The 19,188-nt window shown below is 55.1% G+C and carries 22 protein-coding genes; 15 read left to right on the top strand and 7 right to left on the bottom strand.

Annotation, left to right across the window (positions count from 1 at the left end):
- The 7 genes from K1V27_RS21650 to K1V27_RS21620 all read right to left on the bottom strand — a co-directional run.
- The coding region (locus K1V27_RS21650) for a CopG family ribbon-helix-helix protein (RefSeq protein WP_258932347.1) at positions 1-221 on the bottom strand (221 nt) is incomplete at its 3' end.
- A 268-nt stretch (positions 222-489) separates the two neighbouring features.
- Positions 490-1,392 carry an HDOD domain-containing protein gene (locus tag K1V27_RS21645; RefSeq protein WP_258932346.1) on the bottom strand — a complete coding sequence of 301 codons (903 nt, stop codon included), beginning with the start codon at positions 1,390-1,392 and terminating at the stop codon, positions 490-492.
- Between the two features lie 608 nt (positions 1,393-2,000).
- Positions 2,001-2,351, bottom strand: a complete 351-nt coding sequence (locus K1V27_RS21640; RefSeq protein ID WP_258932345.1) for a hypothetical protein — start codon at positions 2,349-2,351, stop codon at positions 2,001-2,003.
- Positions 2,348-2,851: a hypothetical protein gene (locus K1V27_RS21635; protein WP_258932344.1), complete on the bottom strand. Its 504-nt coding sequence runs from the start codon at positions 2,849-2,851 to the stop codon at positions 2,348-2,350. The genes K1V27_RS21640 and K1V27_RS21635 overlap by 4 nt, the downstream gene beginning before the upstream one ends.
- Positions 2,852-2,854: 3 nt before the next feature.
- Complete coding sequence (locus K1V27_RS21630) at positions 2,855-3,067, bottom strand: hypothetical protein (RefSeq protein WP_258932343.1); 213 nt, start codon at positions 3,065-3,067, stop codon at positions 2,855-2,857.
- A 333-nt stretch (positions 3,068-3,400) separates the two neighbouring features.
- Complete coding sequence (locus tag K1V27_RS23245; RefSeq protein WP_492226231.1) at positions 3,401-3,604, bottom strand: hypothetical protein; 204 nt, start codon at positions 3,602-3,604, stop codon at positions 3,401-3,403.
- 181 nt (positions 3,605-3,785) lie between these two features.
- The gene (locus tag K1V27_RS21620; protein WP_258932341.1) at positions 3,786-5,432 is read right to left on the bottom strand and encodes an IS1634 family transposase; all 1,647 of its coding nucleotides are present in this window, start codon (positions 5,430-5,432) and stop codon (positions 3,786-3,788) included.
- Between the two features lie 310 nt (positions 5,433-5,742).
- Between K1V27_RS21620 and K1V27_RS21615 the strand changes: the two genes are divergently transcribed.
- The 15 genes from K1V27_RS21615 (at position 5,743) to K1V27_RS21550 (ending at position 19,129) form a co-directional block, all read left to right on the top strand.
- Positions 5,743-6,342, top strand: a complete 600-nt coding sequence (locus K1V27_RS21615; protein ID WP_258932340.1) for a TetR/AcrR family transcriptional regulator — start codon at positions 5,743-5,745, stop codon at positions 6,340-6,342.
- Between the two features lie 27 nt (positions 6,343-6,369).
- Complete coding sequence (locus tag K1V27_RS21610) at positions 6,370-6,564, top strand: ferredoxin (protein WP_258932339.1); 195 nt, start codon at positions 6,370-6,372, stop codon at positions 6,562-6,564.
- A 203-nt stretch (positions 6,565-6,767) separates the two neighbouring features.
- Positions 6,768-7,859: a M24 family metallopeptidase gene (locus tag K1V27_RS21605; RefSeq protein ID WP_258932338.1), complete on the top strand. Its 1,092-nt coding sequence runs from the start codon at positions 6,768-6,770 to the stop codon at positions 7,857-7,859.
- 170 nt (positions 7,860-8,029) lie between these two features.
- Positions 8,030-8,281 (top strand): hypothetical protein, encoded by a 252-nt coding sequence (locus tag K1V27_RS21600; protein ID WP_258932337.1) that lies wholly within the window; start codon positions 8,030-8,032, stop codon positions 8,279-8,281.
- Between the two features lie 55 nt (positions 8,282-8,336).
- Positions 8,337-8,936: a TetR/AcrR family transcriptional regulator gene (locus K1V27_RS21595; RefSeq protein ID WP_258932336.1), complete on the top strand. Its 600-nt coding sequence runs from the start codon at positions 8,337-8,339 to the stop codon at positions 8,934-8,936.
- The gene (locus K1V27_RS23070) at positions 8,875-9,240 is read left to right on the top strand and encodes a ferredoxin (RefSeq protein ID WP_353740642.1); all 366 of its coding nucleotides are present in this window, start codon (positions 8,875-8,877) and stop codon (positions 9,238-9,240) included. The genes K1V27_RS21595 and K1V27_RS23070 overlap by 62 nt, the downstream gene beginning before the upstream one ends.
- Before the next feature lie 65 nt (positions 9,241-9,305).
- On the top strand, positions 9,306-9,944 hold the full coding sequence (locus tag K1V27_RS21590; RefSeq protein WP_258932335.1) for a DUF6448 family protein: 639 nt from the start codon (positions 9,306-9,308) through the stop codon (positions 9,942-9,944).
- Between the two features lie 111 nt (positions 9,945-10,055).
- Positions 10,056-11,621, top strand: a complete 1,566-nt coding sequence (locus K1V27_RS21585; RefSeq protein WP_258932334.1) for a hypothetical protein — start codon at positions 10,056-10,058, stop codon at positions 11,619-11,621.
- Positions 11,622-11,762: 141 nt separating this feature from the next.
- Complete coding sequence (locus K1V27_RS21580; RefSeq protein ID WP_258932332.1) at positions 11,763-12,029, top strand: hypothetical protein; 267 nt, start codon at positions 11,763-11,765, stop codon at positions 12,027-12,029.
- 200 nt (positions 12,030-12,229) lie between these two features.
- A complete protein-coding gene (locus tag K1V27_RS21575) occupies positions 12,230-13,234 on the top strand; it encodes an HlyD family secretion protein (protein WP_258932330.1) in 1,005 nt (334 codons plus the stop codon).
- Between the two features lie 108 nt (positions 13,235-13,342).
- Complete coding sequence (locus tag K1V27_RS21570; protein ID WP_258932329.1) at positions 13,343-14,281, top strand: ABC transporter ATP-binding protein; 939 nt, start codon at positions 13,343-13,345, stop codon at positions 14,279-14,281.
- Positions 14,278-15,261 (top strand): ABC transporter ATP-binding protein, encoded by a 984-nt coding sequence (locus K1V27_RS21565; protein ID WP_258932328.1) that lies wholly within the window; start codon positions 14,278-14,280, stop codon positions 15,259-15,261. Before K1V27_RS21570 ends, K1V27_RS21565 begins: the two co-directional genes overlap by 4 nt.
- Complete coding sequence (locus K1V27_RS21560) at positions 15,258-16,391, top strand: ABC transporter permease (RefSeq protein WP_258932327.1); 1,134 nt, start codon at positions 15,258-15,260, stop codon at positions 16,389-16,391. The genes K1V27_RS21565 and K1V27_RS21560 overlap by 4 nt, the downstream gene beginning before the upstream one ends.
- Positions 16,392-16,393: 2 nt before the next feature.
- Positions 16,394-17,524: an ABC transporter permease gene (locus tag K1V27_RS21555; protein WP_258932326.1), complete on the top strand. Its 1,131-nt coding sequence runs from the start codon at positions 16,394-16,396 to the stop codon at positions 17,522-17,524.
- A gap of 30 nt (positions 17,525-17,554) precedes the next feature.
- A complete protein-coding gene (locus tag K1V27_RS21550) occupies positions 17,555-19,129 on the top strand; it encodes a TolC family protein (RefSeq protein WP_258932325.1) in 1,575 nt (524 codons plus the stop codon).
- Positions 19,130-19,188 lie beyond the last annotated feature (59 nt).

Below are 19,188 nucleotides of genomic sequence, written 5' to 3'. Positions count from 1 at the left end.
CTCTCCCACTGCTGCACTACCCGATCATGCTCTACGAACTTACCAGTCTCGGCTTCTTCAATGCCCTGCAAGATTTGGTCTATCTGCCAGGCCTGCACATCCAAATAATTACGAATAGCCTCCGCAGCTAAAAAAGATCGACTGCGAGCAGTCGCCTTTGCCAGTCTATCAAGCCGTTCTTTAATTTCTTCATCGATGCGGATTGTCACCACCTTGGACATTTTGCCTCCTCCATCATTCTGTCTACTAACGGCCATGACCCGGTAGGTCACAACGAAGCATGAAAATGTATAATCGGTAACTATTCGGAATCATTAATACCAATCATCATTTTCATATAGACGTTGTACCTTAACATAATTGACCCAACACGCACAATGGGGATACACGGGGGATAACTCGAATCACATTTTCACCCGATGATTCACTGGTTTCTCATCCCATGCATCTTGGAGAGGACTAATGCGGTTGTTGATGAAGAGCTCTAGATTAACTACGGGGCATCCCACGCAAGTCTGAAAAGGTTTTTGCAGAGTTTGCGGGGTTCTCACCAAAAGAGGTCATTGCGCCTTTTACGGCCTGCTTGACCTGCTTTACCAGTGCAGCCAGTCCCTCGGGAGTGATCTTTAAATCATCTAAAACCCACTGGTGGTTCTTTTCAGTGTGCCATTCACCTTCATAGCCATAGCCTGCCTGCATTGCGATGACATCAGCCGCGCAGACCACTGCCGCATTTCGGCGGAATTCCCCGCCCTCTTCAGGTGCGTGGTGGTGCCGGATGCTTGCTATGACCACGTTCGGCAGCTTCCAGCTTGATGCGATGATCCCACCGACGATGGCATGATCGGTACCTAAAATCATTTCTTCCGTCTGTCTCATCGAGAGACCGGAAGCGAGAGCTTGAGCGAAGGCCTCTTTATGAGGTCGCAAATACGAGTTGAGCACCATTTTGCCAAAATCGTGCAGCAGTCCGGCCATGAAGTTGGCCAGGGCTGTTCGTAACGCCAGCCGGGTCGCCAACGTCTGCGACATGACCGCCACGGCGATAGAATGCTGCCAGACCCGATGGGCAGATGTTCCGTTGTACGCGTCAAGGTCTTTAAAGTAGCCCATGGAACATGCGGCAAGAATGGTCTCGCAAAGCGTTCTTTGTCCAAGGAATATGACAGCGTCCCGCAGGGTCTTCACCCTGGACCCTCCGTAATACGGGGACCGCGCTACCCTGAGTACACGAGCGGCTATAACCGGGTCGTACTGAACCACCTGCTCCACTTCACTCATTGGAGCCAACGAGTGGAGCAGAGGAATAACCTTATCCACCACCCGCGGAAAGGGCGGCAAAGACTCCGCGTCTTTTATGATGGCCGAATCGCTGATCGGTCCAAATGACATAACAAATCCGTTACACCTTGATAGTAGTTCTATCTAAAGGATGGGGGAATAGGCACGCCGAAAACAATGCTCAATCTGTTTTTACCATAAATTTTTTTCATTCCATAATGGATTATAATGTATCGAGTGCAGGTCATGGGGACCTACTACAACGAAATCCTGGCAGTCCTAAGCGATGGGAAGGCGCTTGTAGATTATCTTTCAGGAAGATTTGACGGACTTTGATTCAATCCTCGTTTGCCCGAAGAGTCCTTGCTTCTTCTGACTTGATCCTGGGTCTTTTCCCATCTCTTATGCGCATATGTGGACTGGTGTACCTCATCCAATGGATAGCCGTACAGCAACCCCCATAGGTCAGACTGGATTTCCCCTTCGTGCTTTTCGATGAAAGCGATAAGTTTCGGGAAGCGTGAGATATATGCATAAGCCGTCCTCGGACCTTGCTCAGGAAGATTCCAGAGGTCTGACCCTTTCTTATACTCAAACAACTTTGGTATTTCTGGGCAAAAAATTGTTCCCATCTAGCATATAATAAATATAAGAAAAATTAAAATCTTACGTACTCTGGACAAATTATTATCTTGAGTTTCGCACACCATTTAATTACGTTATGGGTATGTAAACCATGTGAAATTTAACGGTTTTTGATGAAAAGGCAGCCCCAAATGTGGTTGTGTTGATTTTCCTAAGTCATCACAACCACAAATAAAACGGAAGCTGCCATGAAAAAGAATACCGATGGGCTTCAAGAGGGGGAACTTCGATTCCTTGATGCGCCGATTCAGCCTGCTTTCCCCTCTGGCCTGAAGCTCCGCGGCCGTCAGATCCAAAAGAAACTCATCGTAGTCGGTTCCGCTCTCTTTGACCTGCCGAAGATGTCCCTCAAGGTTTCGAGCCATGCTGGAAAGATTCAACGCCTTGAGATTAGCTTTAAGCTCTATCAATGTTCCTATTGTCATTGGATACCTCCCAGTTGTCCGTAAACGGCCACATCGGGAGCAGGCAGAGACGACCAGGCGGCCAGGGGAGCGATGGTTGTATCGGCATCGCCCGCATGGGTCAAAATGTGACATACTCCTTCGCTGGTGCTGATATTGTTTTTGCCGGCCAACTCCACCGCGGCTTCTATCTCGTCGGCTGTATGATCTCTGTAGAGCATAAGAACGGTGATGAAGTCCTTGATTCCTTTTGACTCGCCTTGAGCGCGACAAAAGCGCTCCAAAAGCACGTGTAGGGACTCTGGCCAACTCTTCCGCCACTGCCGGATAGGCCTGGCGCTATGGAAGAAAGCCATCGGTCGTTGTTGGATCAGTTCAAGATAGTGATCCGGATTGAGGCACCATTTGTTGTTGCCATACATCCGCTCGTGAGTGGCCAGCTTCTTTCCACCGGTGAAGATCTCCACCCGATCTACGTGAAGCAGCACCTTTACCTTGAAACCCGCGTAACAACTCGGCACGGATTATCGATTCTTGTCCACAATAACAGTGGCGTACTTGTCGGCGCGTCCGTCGCAGACTTGCACATTCTCATCTTCATACAATTCGTTTACTTTCCGATCTCGTCCCGATATCTTGTGATTCCCGTAGGCGAGACACTGGCGCAGAATCATTCCATTAAGCTCCTCAAGGCTCCCCACCTCCGGAACGGGAACCATGTAGTTCCGCCGCGCCATGCCGACCACCCGGCCTTTCTCGTGGTCGCTGTCAGGATTGCAGAAACGCGCCTCAAAACTGTAATACCCCTTAACTTGATGAATGCTTCCTGCTCCTGGCGATCCTTGCCTTGCATCACTTTCCGTACGGAGCTTGACTGGAACGAGCACCGGAAAAACTCCGTCCAAAAAAGCAACTGCACGTACATGCGCATCAAAGAACGCCTGCTGCCGCTCGCAAGGGTACAGTCGGACAAAGTGCTTACCAGAGTATTTGCTCCGCATGCAGAAAAACTTCAGCCGCACTTCTTCTCCCGATATGATAGCCATCGCCGTGCCCCAATCCACCTCGCCCTAATAACCGGCCTCGGCGTCGCATGGAATAAACGCGCGAGGAACTGCAATACCGAGCCTCATCTTGGCAAGTCGCACATAGCGCTGTACAGTGGATTCACTCCCTTTAAAACCTTGCTCATCCACCAGCCGGTTGTATATCCGATGCGCCGTATGTCGCTGCTTTGCCGGCTTCTCCTTGTCACTTTCGAGCCACTTGTCGATAATCGCCAGATAATTCCCCAGCGCCGCGAACGGCTGATGATTCAGCTCCTTGTATCTCCATGGCTCACCGCGTATTACTGATCTTTAACAGCACGCATAAAAATATTCTGCAATATTGCTAACATAGATGTACACATCTCGTTCTTGGCACTACAAATCCGATCTACGCCCGGCCACATCGTCAGGGCTCCAGGTGGCGGATGGCCGGAGGTATGGCGACACCGACGGCCTGGAATACCTTTCCGCAGGTGCCGCGGCACTCGGTGCGGATGGCAAGCCGCTTGCCTTCCTCTTCGATGACGACTTGCTGGAGCGCCCTGAGGTCCTGCTTGATATCGGACCACTCAAAGCTATGGCCGGCCGCCTCGATGCGCCGGTACAGCTCCTTTTTGAGAAGGAGAGCAAGGAAACTGCAAAACACGTGGCCACGGATCGTATCGTCCCGCTGATGAAACACCGGCCTGGTCTCGAGAAGAGACTTTGCGTCTCTGAAGACCTGCTCAACCTGCCAAAGCTCCTTGTATTTGAGCGCTGCCTGCTCGGCGGTAAAGTGGGTGTTGGTGGTGAGCACCCACTTTCCGTCAAATCGCTCCTCTTCCTTCATCTTCTCATAGTCGATGGAGAAGGCATCTCGTTCGGTCTTGACGTAGCGCCTATAGCCGCGGTTTCCAACGAGTTTTTTTGCTCCGCCCTTCAGTTGCTCTTCGAGGGAGGCAATGATTGCTTCCCGATCCGCCTTGTCCTTTCGTGCCTGTTTGGAGTTGAGGCAAACGATGTAGCGCCTGCCGTTTACCTTGACCTCTTTGACCTTGAGGGGCGAAGGGTCCTTGGAGGATTTGCCCTCCGTGTGTACCTCCCGGTAGTCTCCCGCATCCGAGAGGACCTCCTCTCGGACCTCCTTCACTTTACGCATCCGCACACCCAGAATGTGCGGGAGCCCCGTCTTCAGATCATCCAAAGCAGCGAGGGTCTCACGGCTGATCATCCCCCGGTCGGCCACCAGGCAGAAGCGGGCCACCTGGAAACGTTGCTTGATCCGCTCAGCCACCGGGAGCAAGGTCTTCACATCCGTGGTATTGCCCGGCCACATCTCGCAACAAATGGGTCTGCCGTTGCTATCAAGGATCGCTCCCACCACCATCTGGTTGAGATCCGGTCGGTGATCCTTGCTAAACCCCCTCTTCCCGAGGCTCTCTCCACCCTGGCCTTCGAAGTAGAGGGAGGTCGTATCGAAGAAGACAAGATCGAGCCCCGTGAAAAGGTGCCGCTGCCCCCGGAACAGCCGCTCCTCGATCAGATCCTTGGTGCACCGGGGGGAAAAAGGTGTGGCATCCTTCTGATCTTCGGTCTCTTCTCCGAGGAAAGCCATGGCCCGGTAAAGATGGTGCAAAGACAGTCCGCCCGTTTGCCGAATGAGGTAGTCGCTTCGCCATTTGTCGCAGAACCTATCGGAGCCGCAGACCATGAGCCTGTGAAGCACTGTGAGAAACACGGCTCGTTCCACATCGAAGCTGAACAGCCGGTTCGCAAGAAGCTCCCTGAGCACCTTTCCGATCCCGAGCTCCGCCCAAAGACGCTCAAAGATCAAAGCGGGACCGATCTTCTTTGCCTCGGCAAGGAGTTCGCTCTTTCCCGAAATCACCATCAGGACCTGATCGGAAAACCGCGAAAGGGACCGAACGATGCTTTCGATGTCACCCTTGGAGTTGAGCCGATCAAGGCGGCCGAGGGTAGACACGACTCGCTGAACCACCTTGGTTCCTTCTCGCCGGTTCTCAACGATCTGAACATACTGATGTGGACCGGACTTCTTGATACCTGCAAACATGGGAGCCTCCACTACAATTTGGTGCTCCCAGAATACTTTGGTCCAATGCCAAGTACAAGTAAACTCATACCTATTCATGGCACTACATTTTTGACCCTCCAAAAAACATCACCTAGATTTCATGCGGATTTGCGGCTGCCGGAGGGCCTTTTGGGACCTTCCGCTGTTAAAGATCAGTATTACTTTCTTGATCGTGTTGCGGGAATGCTACAGTCCCTCAAGTCACCACAATGCCTCTGCCACAATGCCTCTTGACAGTCGAATGTTTTGTGCTATGTTTGATGTGAATGACCATTCACATGAGGACAGTATGACCACTGTAAAACTGGGCACGCAGGTGAGACAAGAGCAGATTGCGCGGGCCGCACTGGGCCTGCTGGCCACTCATGGCCTGCAGGGGCTCAATATAAAGCGTGTGGCCCAGCGCATCGGGATGGTGCCGTCGGCAATTTATCGCCATTTCAAAAGTAAAGAAGAAATCTTGGATGCGGTCCTGGGGCTTATCGAAGAACGGCTTGTTGGCAATGTGCAGGCGGTTTGTGAGGAGTCGGCGGATTCACTGGAGCGCTTGAGGCTCCTTCTGATGCACCATATCCAGCTCATTCGGGAAAATGAAGCCGTGCCCCGAGTGGTCTTTTCGGAAGAAGTTGGTTTTGGCGATCCCGCCAAAAAGTCCAGGCTGTACGGTATCATCAGCAGGTATCTCCAGGAGGTGGAAGAGATCCTGCGTCGAGGCCAGAAGGAGGGAGCCATCCGAGCGGAGCTCGATCCGGCAACCGTTGCGGTTATGTTTTTGGGACTGATTCAGCCGGCTGCGATTCTCTGGCATGTAAGCAGCGGCCGATTCGATGTGACCCGCCAGGCATCCAAAGCCTGGGAGATCTTTCGTGAGGCCATCCGGACCAGATAATTTCTGCAGACAAGGGAGGAGCAAGAAATGGGACGAAGAGTTGTACTGGACGAAGAATGCTGTATTGGCTGTGGGAGCTGCGCCGAGCTTTGCCCGGAGGTGTTCGAGATGGATGAGGATGCGGAGAAGGCCCGCGTACTTCTCACTGAAGGTGGCGATGAGGAGTGCATCGAGGAGTCGATTGCCACCTGCCCGGAGGAGTGCATCTCCTGGGAGGATTGACATGGTGAATTGAGGGTTTGAGGCTCATCACGGATTAACGGCATTCGGGTTGGTTCAAGTCGGAGACTTGAACCAACGAAACTGAAGACGACTTGGACCAACCAAAGGGCGGCGTATAGGATGATATCCCGGTAATCCGCGAACAGCTCAAAAACGAAGCTCTCAAACCTTAACGGGTATAGGTAAGAAGAAAGGAGGGGGAGATGGCGAATGATTTCTATCAAGAGCGCATCCGGCGATGCTGCCGTTTGATGGAAACAGCCGGGCTGGATGTCATGGTGCTCACCAAACCGGCCAACATGTTTTATCTGACGGGCGACGGCCGCCTGTGCGCCTATGCGATGATCACCCGGGAAGGGGAATTGGCGCTGGGCGTCCCCTCAACCGATCTTGAAGATGTCAGGCGGCTGGCCCATTTTGACCATCTAACCGGGTTTGAAGATGAAGTGGGTATGATTCACTCCATCGCCCATTATTTTGAGCGGTTCGGCATTCGCCAGGGAGTCGTGGGCCTGGAGTATGCTTTTCTGCCGCAGCCCCGCATGGGGATGCTCACCCACCCCCATGCCAAGCCCGAAGGTGTGGTTGCCAAAGACTGCACGCCCATCATGTCGGAGCTCCGTTTGGTGAAATATGAAGGTGAAATCGAGGCGATGAAAAAAGCGGCGCAAGTGGCAGTGCAAGGGATGGAGGCTGCGCTGGAGGCGGTCACGTATGGGGTGACGGAGAGCCAGGTGGTGGCGGCGGCCGAGTATGCCATGCGGCTGAACGGAGCGGTGGATTTCTACCGCAGTTATGTGTCGTCCGGGCCGCGCACCAATGTCGCCCACGGGCTGCCCACTTTACGCAAGCTGCAAGAGGGCGATCTGGTGATGATCGACATTCATCCCGTAGTGGACGGCTACAGTGCGGACATGTGTCGAATGGCGTGTGTCGGCACGCCTGCCTCGGAGCAGCAGGCCGCCCACGATCTCTATGTGGAAGCTCTTGAAGCGACCATCGCCAAAGCCGGGGCCGGGGTGGAAATGACGGAGTTGGAGCGGACGATGCACGGGGCGCTCGAAGCGGCAGGGCACAAAGATCATATCTTCGGCCCGCCGATCCACGGCATCGGCATCGAATTCGAAGAATCTCCACTGCCGCCGGGGCATGCCTTCTTCCATGGCGAAGCGGCGCCTCCGCCCCTCGATGCCAATGTGGTCATAGCCATCGGCAATTGCGGCCTGTACACCGGCCCGTGGGGCGTGCGCGTGGAAGATACCGTGGTGGTGGGCCCGACCGGCCAATCGTCTTGACCGAATATCCGCGCACGCTGCAAAGTTATACTGCCTGAGGGCTAATCCTGCTTTGCGACACGAAAGAATCTCCTTGTTCATGGTGCGAGAACTTAGCGGGCCTTCTTGAGGACGGACCCGTCGAACACGCTGCCTGCCTGGAGGAGATCCTCCAGGACTTCTGTCGCTCAGTGGTCATTACCAGCCAACTGTCGGCTGTTGCCTGCAAGCTGACCGTAGCGACGCGGGTGCTTGATTTGAACGAGACTGTGGAAGGCATGCTCAAGATGCCCCGGCCTCTGATCGGGGAGGACCTTGAGCTGGCCTGGCGGCTTGAGATCAACGGCCGCGATTTGGCCAACCAACTGCAAGCGCTCTGTCCCGATCTCAAATTCAGCCTTGATGCGATTCCCGGTCCAGCGCATCCGTCGTTAGCCTCTTGACACAAGGATTTTTTGTGCTATGGTTTATGTGAATAAGCATTCACATGAGGAGACTATGATGACTAAAAAACTGGGGACTCAGGTCAGACAAGACCAGATTGCCCGGGCCGCATTGAGCCTACTGGCCGCACATGGCCTGCAGGGGCTCAATATAGAGCGTGTGGCCCAGCGCATCGGGATGGTGCCGTCGGCGATTTATCGCCACTTCAAAAGCAAGGACGAGATCCTGGTCGCGGTGCTGGAGCTTATTGAACAACGGCTGCTCGGAAATGTGCAGGCGGTTTACCAGGAGTCGCCGGATTGCCTGGAGCGCCTGAGGCTGCTTTTGATGCGCCATATCCGACTGATTCGGGAAAATGAAGCCATTCCCCGGATCATTTTCTCGGAAGCAGTGGGTTTCGGCGATCCGGCAAGAAGGGCCAGACTGTACGGCATCATCGAGGGGTATCTCAAACAGGTGGAAGAGATCCTACGCCGGGGGCAGCGGGAGGGCACCATCAGAGACGACCTCGATCCGGCGACCGTCGCGGTTATGTTTTTGGGGCTGATTCAACCGGCTGCGATTCTGTGGCATGTGAGCGCCGGTCGCTTCGATGCGACTGGCCAGGTATCCAGGGCCTGGGAGATTTTTTGTGAGGCGATCCGGACGAAATAAAGATTTTCAAGCAGAAAAGGAGCCAGCAATGGGACGAAGAGTTTTGCTGGACGAAGAGTGTTGTATCGCTTGTGGGAGCTGTGCTGAGCTCTGCCCAGAGGTGTTCGAGATGGATGAGGATGCGGAGAAGGCCTACGTATTTTGTCCGAGGGCGGTGATGAGGAGTGCATTGAGGAAGCCATCGTCACCTGCCCTGAGGAGTGTATTTCCCGGGAGGAATAACAACCTGGATGAATTGCATGCGCCACCTCGTGCCGGCGCTCAACAAGTCTTCGGGCGGGTGTTGGAAGGTTCAGTCAAGTAACACTGGATGGGGTAAGCCACGACGATTATGAGCCAACGACATCAGCAGATAAGGAGAAAACTATTATGAAAAATAAGCTTTTCGTCGCTTTGAGTAATGTCTTTATTGTCCTGTCAATCGTTACATTTGCGGGGGCCGCAAAGTGCTTTGCACATTGCGACACCATGGACGGCCCCGTGGTCAAGGCTGCCAAAGAAGCCCTGGAAACCGAGAACGTTGATCCGGTGCTTATTTGGGTGCAAGAAGGGGACGAAGTTGAAATCAAGAGATCCTTTCAAGAGACTCTTGCTGTCCGGAAGTTAGGTCCCAAAGCGGAAAAGCTCGCAGACAGATATTTTTTCGAGAAGCTGGTTCGCATTCACCGGGCTGGCGAGGGTGCGCCCTACACGGGCCTGAAGCCTGCAGGGATGGATCTGGACCCGGCGGTCAAAGAAGCCGACAGGGCGTTGGAAAAAGGCTCGGCGGACCAGTTGGTGACCGAGTTGACGAACAATGTGGCCACCGGAGTACGCGAACGGTTTCATCAAACCGTCGAGAAGAAAAAGCATGCTGGCGACAGCCTTGAAGCAGGGCGGGAGTTTGTAGCATCTTATGTTGAGTTCGTTCACTACGTGGAGCGGTTGCACCTTGATGCTGCGGGGTTGAAGGCACATCACAGCGAGGCCGAGACGGGTAAAGCTGAAACTGAGCATCAGCATAATTAAGGAGTAATTGTGCCCTGCAAGACCCTGTCGCTCGGACCGGATGCTCAAGGCAGATGCAACGATAGTTAGCTTTCCGGTCATACGGGAGGCTTGATTGCACAAGGAAACAAAATGGGTAAGGTGCGTATTGAATTTGATCCGCCGCATTACAGGGCGGGGGAACACTTCGACTTCGTGGGGAAAAAGGCCGCCGAATTCCTGACTGAGCTTTTCCCGGGCATACGTGTCATTCTCAGGTACAAAAACGTGGAGAAAAACGTGAAGAACCCTGAGAAGAAAACGTTGAGAAACAGCTCGTTTTATCCGTTGAGTCTATTGAGGAAGACCATTATGCCGGTGCCCGGCCATCACGGATGGTGGCGTGAGAGATTTCTTTTAATGAGCGATACAGGGAGACGCTTTTTGGGTTTTCCTTCGGAAAAATCGAATGTCGAAGTGCCTTCGGCTCAGGCAGTCGGTGAGACTCTAAGGATTAACGACATCGCCTTTCGGGAGAATATACCCGGAGAACTGGATCTTGCAGTTGCTATTTGTGACCAGGCCTCACGCGTTTGGTCGATGCGCATCTATAGGGCTGCAGCACACGAGATAAAGATATCTATCACGACTCAGCTTCCTCTCTGGCTGATCTCTCGCATCGCAGCGGGGCTTTATTATTCGTCTGGAGTTCACCGAGGTATGCAGGTGGATCAAGAGAGGTTGGCCCGGACCGTAGCCGAAGTTATCAGATACTTCGAAAGCCTGGCTACTAGTCGTGTAGAGCATCGAGAATTATCCCACGGAGTTGTCATTGCACCTCCCTCAAGAACGGCCAGGCCGCTCAAGGAAGGTGTTTATCCCGACGACTTTAGGAAGCTGAAACGAACCCCTCTTCTGGCAGACGGAATCAATGCAGCACTATGGATTTCACCCGTCGGTGAACCTGTCGGGTGGATCACGACAGATTCACTGCAGAATCTAAACATACATACTGCCCCAACAGGATATCGATTCGGGGGTCTGGATTTTCTGCTGCAAGCTTCACAAGCGCTGGGCGGGCTTTCCCTGGCTTTGCGTAAAAATGGTGCGATTGTCCTGTTCGAAAAAGGGAAGCCTCTTTTTGTTCGACACTCCGGGAAGTGGAAGGCGATGCTATGGGGGACTGTAAGGGAAATAATAGGCAAGAAGTATGGACAGATTGGGATGGTCATGTTTGATGCGGCGTTACTTTTATCAGCATACGGGCACGGCGGTATATTGGGTCTGGTAGAGAGTTACCCCGACGGGTTGCATGAGAAGGATTGCATCGAGATCGCCAGGGAAAGTGTTTCTCGCTCAACCGCTGAGGGGTCGTCTTCAGGCGCGAGCGGCAGACTGGAAGTCCCCGGAGCCTCACCGAGGGAGGCTCAAGGTGTACATCCCGAATGGTTATTTCACAGGTTGTTACCCACCGACGATGCGGTTTTACTGGGGGCATCGACCATTGCAATGCTGGCTTCAATCGATGGTGCTACCCTTGTCAGCAATAACGGAAAGCTCCTCACGTACGGAGCAGTGATTCCAAATCGCCCGAGTGGATCTGAAGGTACTCGATCTGGAGTGGCTCGCGAGCTATCCAAACAGGGCTTTGTTATCAAGATCAGTGCGGACGGACCATTGGCTCTGTATGAGCACGGTGAGGAAATTATAGAAGTATAGCTAATTAATGCGGACGGATCCAATTAGAATCGGTCAGTTCCGGCAATCCTCTGTATAACGGGGATGTGGGGAATCAATGACGAACATAAAGCAATTGTTCAGTGATCAGACTGCAGCCAATATGGCTCAACGGAGGGCGGGATGCCACAAGCAGCAGAAGTACGACAGTTGCATTTGTATTTCACGGATGGGTCTGAAGAAATTTATGAATTTGCCCCGTCACACCCGGAGCGCCCCAGGGATATCCTGACCCAGATCCACGAATCGAGAGCCGAACCTCTAATACTCCTGGAGCTGGATGATCGACTGGTCGTGATTCACCGCAGCGCCGTGAGGAAGATCGAATTGGCGCCGAAACCGGATATCGTTCCTGAGCCGGCATTCAGAAACGTCAGGCGGGTGGCTTAAACACACATATCGATATCCTTCTTCTGTCATTTCCGCGCAATACCACGGTAGCGGGATCTTCGAGCGGGAATCCAAATACGGGCCATGTGCCCGGATGCCGGTGCGGGGACGATGATGAGAGGCTGAATTTCGAATATTCGGAGATGCTCAAAATAGTTTCAGATTAGGAAGCCAAGGTCATTGTCACTGAGGGGGGGCCGATGAAAAAGAAAATTGGGATGATCGTTTTGTTGGCTGTGTTAGCGGGCGGGGGAGTAGCGAGTTACCTGTTCATCTGGAAGGGGCCTGAGAAAGATCGGAATATCGTTCGTACCTCCGGAAACATTGAGATCACGGACGCGGAAGTGGCCTTTCAGATTCCGGGAAAAGTCGAGGCGCGGCTGGTTGCGGAGGGCGAGATGTGCCGATCAGGCCAGTTGATTGCCCGCCTCGACGGCCGCGAGTTGGAGCGCGAGACGGCCCTCAGGAAAGCGGAAGTGCGAGCGGCCCGGGCGCGGCTTGCCGAGCTCGAGGCCGGCTATCGTTCCGAAGAGATTGCCAAGGCGGAGGCGCTGCTGGCCAAGAGCCGGGCCGAGGAAGCCCGGCAGAAATCAGATTATACGCGGGATCAAACCCTCTTCAACAGAAAAGTCATTTCGCAGCGCGAATTCGAAGCCTCCCGAGCCGGCTACCAGGTAGCCGCGGCCGCCGCCCGTGAAGCGGAAGCGGAGCTCGAGCGGCTGCGCAACGGACCGCGGGAGGAGGAAATCGAGCAGGCTCGTGCGGAGCTCGAGCGGGCGCGCGAGCAACTGGGGCTGGCTGAAACCCGCCTGGGCTATGCCAGTCTGGCTTCGCCTCTGTCCGGCCTGGTGCTGTCCGAAAATGTGGAGCCGGGAGAATACGTCTCCGCCGGTACCCCTGTGGTCACCGTTGGCGATTTGGTCAACGTATGGCTGCGGGGCTACATCAACGAGACCGATCTCGGCCGGGTCAAGGTGGGCCGGCGCGCCGAAATAACCTGCGACAGCTATCCCGGCAAGCGCTTCGAGGGCTGCGTTTCTTTCATCTCCCCGGAAGCGGAATTCACCCCCAAGCAGGTCCAGACCGAGCAGCAGCGGGTCAAGCTGGTCTATCGGGTGAAAATCGATGTCAAAAATCCGGATATGGAGCTCAAGGCCGGCATGCCCGCCGATGCCGAGATAAAACTCGACCAATCTTGCCGGTAATTAAAACAAATGTCCTTAGAAGGATCAGGCCGCCGCACGCAGCTTTTTCGGTGTATTTCTCTGCATCCTCTGCGTGTCCGTGGTGAGACCAGATCGAGTTTACGCCTTATGAGTGCCATTCGTACCTCCAAGCTTAAAAAAACATTTGACGAAGTCGTTGCCGTCGATGACCTCACCATCACCGTAACCGAGGGGGAGATCTTCGGACTGGTGGGCCCGGACGGAGCCGGCAAGACTACCACCATGCGGCTGCTCACTGCGATCATGGAGCCCACTTCAGGAGATGCCTGGGTGGCCGGCTTCCACGTCGTCAAAGAAGCCGAGGCAATCAAGGAAAGGATCGGCTATATGAGTCAGAAGTTCGGCCTCTACCCGGACCTTTCGGTGATGGAAAATATTAATTTCTATGCGGACATTTATGGAGTTCCGCGTAAAGGCCGCAGCAAAAGAATTGACGAGCTTCTCGCCTTCAGCAACCTCACGCCTTTCAAACAGCGCCTGGCAGGGAATCTCTCGGGCGGCATGAAACAAAAATTGGGCCTCGCCTGCGCCCTCATTCACACACCAAAAGTGCTCTTTTTGGATGAGCCCACTAATGGAGTGGACCCCGTGTCACGCCGAGACTTTTGGCGCATTCTCTATCAGCTGTTGCGTGAGAAGGTGACCATCTTTGTCTCCACCGCCTACCTGGATGAAGCCGAGCGCTGCAACCGTCTGGGCCTCATTTACAAGGGGCAGATCCTTGCTCTGGGAACACCGGACGAAGTCAAGCAAATCATGCCCGGAGCCATTCTGGAAATTCGTGTTGCGGATTCGCGCAAGGCTTATCAGCTGCTCAAAAAAGAGCTCCGGGAAGAGTCGGTGGGGCTCTTTGGAGAGCGGATTCACATCGTCACCAGGGACCCGCAAAAAGTCGAGTCCGAGGCCGCAAAAATACTGCAAGATGCCGGAATTGATGCAAGCGCGCCTCGCCCCATCGAGCCAAGCCTGGAGGACGTTTTTGTTTCGGTGCTGGCAGAACAAGAGAGGAGTGAGCAAGCCCGATGAACAGCGTCGAGAAGAACTCGAATGAGACCGCTGTGGTCGTTCAAGACCTGGAGCGCCGGTTCGGCAGCTTCATCGCCGTCAACAGGGTGAGCTTTGAGGTGAAAAAAGGAGAAATTTTCGGCTTCCTGGGGCCCAACGGCGCCGGCAAATCGACCACCATCCGCATGCTCATCGGAGTGCTTGCGCCGACGGACGGGGTAGGCACAGTGGCGGGCTTCGACATTCGCACCCAGGCTGAAGAAATTAAAAAACATATCGGCTACATGAGCCAGAAATTCTCTTTATACGACGATTTGACGGTTTCCGAGAATATCGATTTTTACAGCGGCATCTATCGCATTGATCCCGCCAGGAAAAAGGCGCGGAAAGAATGGGTGATCGAGATGGCCGGACTGGAACATCACCGGCACTCCCGAACCGCCATTCTATCAGGCGGGTGGAAACAGCGGCTGGCATTGGGATGCGCCATTTTGCACGAGCCGCCGGTCATTTTCCTGGATGAGCCGACTTCGGGAGTGGATCCCGTCAGCCGCCGCCAGTTTTGGGACCTGATCTATGAATTATCCGGAAAGGGAGTGACGGTTTTTGTGACCACCCATTACATGGATGAGGCCGAATACTGCGACCGACTGGGGCTGATTTATCGAGGCGAGCTGATTGCCGCAGGAACCCCTGAAACTTTGAAAACCGAACTGATGCAGGAAGATGTGCTGGAAGTGATCTGTGAGCGTCCGCAGGATGCCATGGGTGAGATCGAGCAGATCGAAGGGATCAAAGAGGTGGCCTTATTCGGCAAGGGGCTGCACGTGGTGGTGGAAGAGACCGAACGGGCGGTCGCTGCAATTTCCGATCTGCTGCAGCGCAGAGGTTACGCAGTGACGCGCGTCGAAGGCATCGTTCCCTCCCTGGAAGACGTTTTCGTTTCCCTCATCGAAGCCCGCGACCGGGCCGAGCAGCCGCAACAGGAGGTGAAGCGATGAAGCTCTATCGAACCTGGGCCGTCGCTCGCAAGGAATACCTGCACATCATCAGAGACCCCCGCAGCCTGGGAATGGGCATCGTCATTCCGGTGATCCTGCTGCTGCTGTTCGGCTACGCCTTGAGCCTGGACGTGGACAACGTGCCGACGGTGGTCTGGGACCAAAGTGAATCGCAGGTGAGCCGCGATTTTCTGAGCGGTTTTCAGGGGTCGCCCTATTTTTCGATTGTAAAATTTGTGCACGGCTACGGCGAGGTCGACCGTGCCATCAATTCCGCCGAGGCCCTGGCGGCCCTCATTATCCCTCGTGATTTCGCGCAGCTCATCGAAGCGGGGCGGGCCGCGCCGGTTCAGCTGATCGTCGACGGGAGCGATTCCGATACGGCGGACACCGCCATAGGCTATGCGGAGACGGTCGCCCAGAGCTTCTCGCAGCAGGTGGCCGTGCGCGAGGTTCAAAGGAAAACGGGACGCACCCTTGATCTGCCGCTCGATTACCGGCCAAGGACCTGGTACAACGAGGACATGGAGTCCAAAAATTATATCGTGCCGGGACTCATTGCCGTCATCATGATGGTCATTGCAGCGCTTTTGACCTCCCTCACCATAGCCCGCGAGTGGGAGCGCGGCACCATGGAGCAGCTCATCTCGACTCCGGTCAAAGGGCCCGAGCTGATCCTGGGAAAGCTGTTTCCCTACTTCACCATCGGCATGTTCGACGTTTTGCTGGCGGTCCTCATGGGCGAATTTCTGTTCGATGTTCCCCTGCGTGGCAGCGTCCCGCTGCTGTTCGGGATGGCCGCCGTTTTTCTGGTGGGGGCACTATCGCTCGGCATCCTTATCAGTGTCGTGACTAAAAGTCAGCTGCTGGCCAGCCAGCTTGCCATGGTGCTGACCTTTCTTCCCTCCTTTTTACTGTCCGGGTTCATGTATGCCATCAGCAATATGCCCCAGCCCATCCAAATCATCACTTACGTCATACCGGCCACATACTTTGTGAGTCTTCTCAAGGGAATCTACCTAAAAGGGGTGGGACTGGAGGTAATGGCCATCCAGGCGGGACTGCTCGGAGCCTTTGGGGTAGTGATGGTCATTCTTGCCAATGACAAGTTCAAGAAGAAACTGGAGTAGCCATGTTTGAGCGAATCAAACACATGCTGATCAAGGAATTCATCCAGATTTTTCGCGATCCGAAGATGAAAGGGGTGATTTTCCTGATGCCCGTTATCCAGGTGCTGGTTTTCGGCTATGCGGTGACCACCGATGTAAAGCATGTGGCCACGGCAGTCTATGATCAGGATAACAGTCCGGCCAGCCGGGAGCTGGTGAGTCGATTTGCTGGTACGGAATACTTCGATGTGGCGGAGTATATCTACCATGAAGGCCGTGTAACAGAACTGCTGGACCATGGAAAAGTGCGGGCGATCATCCGCATTCGGGAAGGCTACGGCGATGATCTGCGCGCAGGCAAAACTCCGCAGCTGCAGGTCATCGTCGATGGGACCGACTCCAATACTGCTGGCACGGTACTCGACTATACAACCGACATTACTCGCGAATATTCCAAGCAGGTTTTGAGCCGGCGCTACGCACGACTGCAGGGGCAGCCCGTGGATCCCCCCCGGGTTGTTTTGGACACCCGGCCCTGGTTCAACGCCAATTTGGAGAGCCGTAACTTTTATGTGCCCGGAGTCATTGCCATAATCGTCATGCTGATCACCTTGATGCTCACCAGCATGGCCGTGGTGCGCGAAAAGGAGATCGGCACCATGGAACAGATCATGGTCACCCCCATCACTCCGGCTGAATTCATTTTAGGCAAAACCGTGCCGTTCGCCCTGATCGGCATTGCCGACGTGATTTTGGTGACCGTGGTCGGGGTTTTTTGGTTCGAGGTTCCCATTCGCGGCAATCTGGCGCTGCTGTTTCTCGCCACCGGCTTTTACCTGATGACCACTCTCGGCGTGGGGCTGCTCATTTCCACCGTAAGCGACACTCAGCAGCAGGCCATGATGAGCACCTTTTTCTTCTATTTTCCGGCGGTGCTCCTGTCCGGCTTCATGTTTCCCATCGCCAACATGCCCGAGTCAGTGCAATGGCTTACCTATTTGAACCCGCTACGCTATTTTCTGGTTGTCGTGCGCGGCATCTTCCTCAAGGGCATTGGGCCCCTGATCTTGTGGCCGCAGATGGCGGCCCTGCTGGTGATGGGCCTGATCACTCTGTGGTTCGCCTCCAAACGGTTCAAGAAAACCAGTGTGTAACGACCCCGCGAACAGTAAAGGATAAAGATCATGATTCCAAACCACCACCATCACCATCGACTCCTCGGCGCACCATTCATGCCGGAGAGGCGAATCGCGACCCTTTGCGGCTGGTTTCAACGAACCATGGGAAAGTGGCTTCCAGCTCTTCGTCGTTCGCCCTTCGTCTTGCATCGTTCACTGTTTACCATTCTGCTTTTGGCGAGTGTCCTGGCGGCAGGCTGTGCCGGCCGAAATGAACCGATGATTCCGCCGGTCGAGACCTACCTTCCGCCAGCGGCGCCGGCGACCGGGCAAATGGGGGCGGCCCCTGCAAAAGAGCAGTCCGCAGCCGCCGGCGAAACTGCAAGGCCGCAACCCTTGAGCCTCGCTTCGGCCTATCGCATCGCCCTGGCGCAAAACCCGCTGGAGCTGGTTGCCCGCGAAGGTATAGTGATGGCCGAAGAGCAAGTAGGGGTAGCCCGTGCGCCGTATTATCCGGAACTGGGCCTCGAGGCCGGGTACTCCCGCTGGCAGAAGCACGCTTTCCTGCCCGATGGGCTGCTGGAGGTGAGAGAAGACATTCCCAGCGTGATCGGCCCGACCGATGACTGGTCGGCCGGACTGAGTGCCGGCTATGTGCTGTTCGACAGCGGCAACCGGCAGGCTCAGCTGCGGGCGGCCCTGGCCATGCAGGGGGTGGCCGAAGAGGATGCCGAAGCCATTCGCCAGGATATTTTGCTGAACGTAGCCAAGGCCTACTACAACTTGGCGGCCGGCCTGGAAAACCTCAAGGTGCAGAAGGAGAACCTGCAAAGGGCCGAGGACAACCTGCGGCTGGCCGAGGAGCGCTTGGTTGTGGGGGCGGTCCCGCAGGCCGACGTGCTGCGGGCGCGAACCGAGGTATCCAATTCCAGGCTGGCGCTGGTGCGAGCCGAACACGGGGTGCGCGTCTCCAGGGGTGAGCTGAATACCTCCATGGGGCTGCCGGTCGAGCTCGCCCTGGAAATCGATGCCACCTTGAGCGAAGTTACTTCGCCCACCGCCATCGACCTGGATCAGGGCTTCGAGCGGGCCGTCCATACCCGCCCGGAGGTCAAGTCCGCACTGCGCAGCATCGCCGCCGCCCGCTATGAGGTGGATGGCGCCAGGAGCGCCTTCGGGCCCAAACTGAAGGCGGCTGGCGGCTTCGGCTGGCGGGATGCCGACTTTTTGCCGGAAGATGAAGAATGGCTGGTAGGGGTCGCTGTGGAGCTGCCTATCTTTACCGGTTTCTCCAGGGTCCACCAACTGAGCAAGGCCCGGGCGCAGGCGGCGCAGGAGGAAGCGAAAACGAGAGACCTCGTCTTGAAGGTTCGCCGCGAGGTGTGGAACAGCCATTCGCGACTCCTGGAGGCATTCGAGGGCATCCATGCGGCGCGCACGGAAGTGGCCGATGCCGCCGAGAGTCTGCGTCTGACCCGGGAGCGCTATCGGGTGGGAGTGTCCGTCATAACCGATCTGCTTGATGCCCAAACTGCTCTGGCCCGGGCCGAAGCCGATCTGGTGGCGGCCCAGTGGAGCTATCACATCGCCATGACGGAATTTGAACGGGCCACCGGCGCCCTGGCCGCTAAGGCGCAGTGAGGTAGTAAGAAGGTGCTTCCGACTCATGGCTTATCTGCGCCCTACGGGAAAGTCCTCCC

This window comes from Desulfoferrobacter suflitae (genome assembly GCF_022603395.1).
In the GTDB taxonomy this organism is placed as follows: domain Bacteria; phylum Desulfobacterota; class Syntrophobacteria; order Syntrophobacterales; family Syntrophobacteraceae; genus Desulfoferrobacter; species Desulfoferrobacter suflitae.
This window is presented reverse-complemented; position numbering and strand designations above follow the sequence as displayed.

Bases quoted from the DNA above. Each gene is read 5' to 3' on its own strand.
- K1V27_RS23070 (WP_353740642.1), top strand. From the start codon at position 8,875: ATGCGACTGGCCAGGTATCCAGGGCCTGGGAGATTTTTTGTGAGGCGA.
- K1V27_RS21560 (WP_258932327.1), top strand. From the start codon at position 15,258: ATGAAGCTCTATCGAACCTGGGCCGTCGCTCGCAAGGAATACCTGCAC.
- K1V27_RS21610 (WP_258932339.1), top strand. From the start codon at position 6,370: ATGGGACGAAGAGTTGTACTGGACGAAGAATGCTGTATTGGCTGTGGG.
- K1V27_RS21590 (WP_258932335.1), top strand. From the start codon at position 9,306: ATGAAAAATAAGCTTTTCGTCGCTTTGAGTAATGTCTTTATTGTCCTG.
- K1V27_RS21555 (WP_258932326.1), top strand. From the start codon at position 16,394: ATGTTTGAGCGAATCAAACACATGCTGATCAAGGAATTCATCCAGATT.
- K1V27_RS21645 (WP_258932346.1), bottom strand. From the start codon at position 1,392: ATGTCATTTGGACCGATCAGCGATTCGGCCATCATAAAAGACGCGGAG.
- K1V27_RS21565 (WP_258932328.1), top strand. From the start codon at position 14,278: ATGAACAGCGTCGAGAAGAACTCGAATGAGACCGCTGTGGTCGTTCAA.
- K1V27_RS21630 (WP_258932343.1), bottom strand. From the start codon at position 3,067: ATGGCGCGGCGGAACTACATGGTTCCCGTTCCGGAGGTGGGGAGCCTT.
- K1V27_RS21605 (WP_258932338.1), top strand. From the start codon at position 6,768: ATGGCGAATGATTTCTATCAAGAGCGCATCCGGCGATGCTGCCGTTTG.
- K1V27_RS21580 (WP_258932332.1), top strand. From the start codon at position 11,763: ATGCCACAAGCAGCAGAAGTACGACAGTTGCATTTGTATTTCACGGAT.
- K1V27_RS21620 (WP_258932341.1), bottom strand. From the start codon at position 5,432: ATGTTTGCAGGTATCAAGAAGTCCGGTCCACATCAGTATGTTCAGATC.
- K1V27_RS21640 (WP_258932345.1), bottom strand. From the start codon at position 2,351: ATGACAATAGGAACATTGATAGAGCTTAAAGCTAATCTCAAGGCGTTG.
- K1V27_RS21550 (WP_258932325.1), top strand. From the start codon at position 17,555: ATGATTCCAAACCACCACCATCACCATCGACTCCTCGGCGCACCATTC.
- K1V27_RS21570 (WP_258932329.1), top strand. From the start codon at position 13,343: ATGAGTGCCATTCGTACCTCCAAGCTTAAAAAAACATTTGACGAAGTC.
- K1V27_RS21585 (WP_258932334.1), top strand. From the start codon at position 10,056: ATGGGTAAGGTGCGTATTGAATTTGATCCGCCGCATTACAGGGCGGGG.
- K1V27_RS21595 (WP_258932336.1), top strand. From the start codon at position 8,337: ATGATGACTAAAAAACTGGGGACTCAGGTCAGACAAGACCAGATTGCC.
- K1V27_RS21575 (WP_258932330.1), top strand. From the start codon at position 12,230: ATGAAAAAGAAAATTGGGATGATCGTTTTGTTGGCTGTGTTAGCGGGC.
- K1V27_RS21615 (WP_258932340.1), top strand. From the start codon at position 5,743: ATGACCACTGTAAAACTGGGCACGCAGGTGAGACAAGAGCAGATTGCG.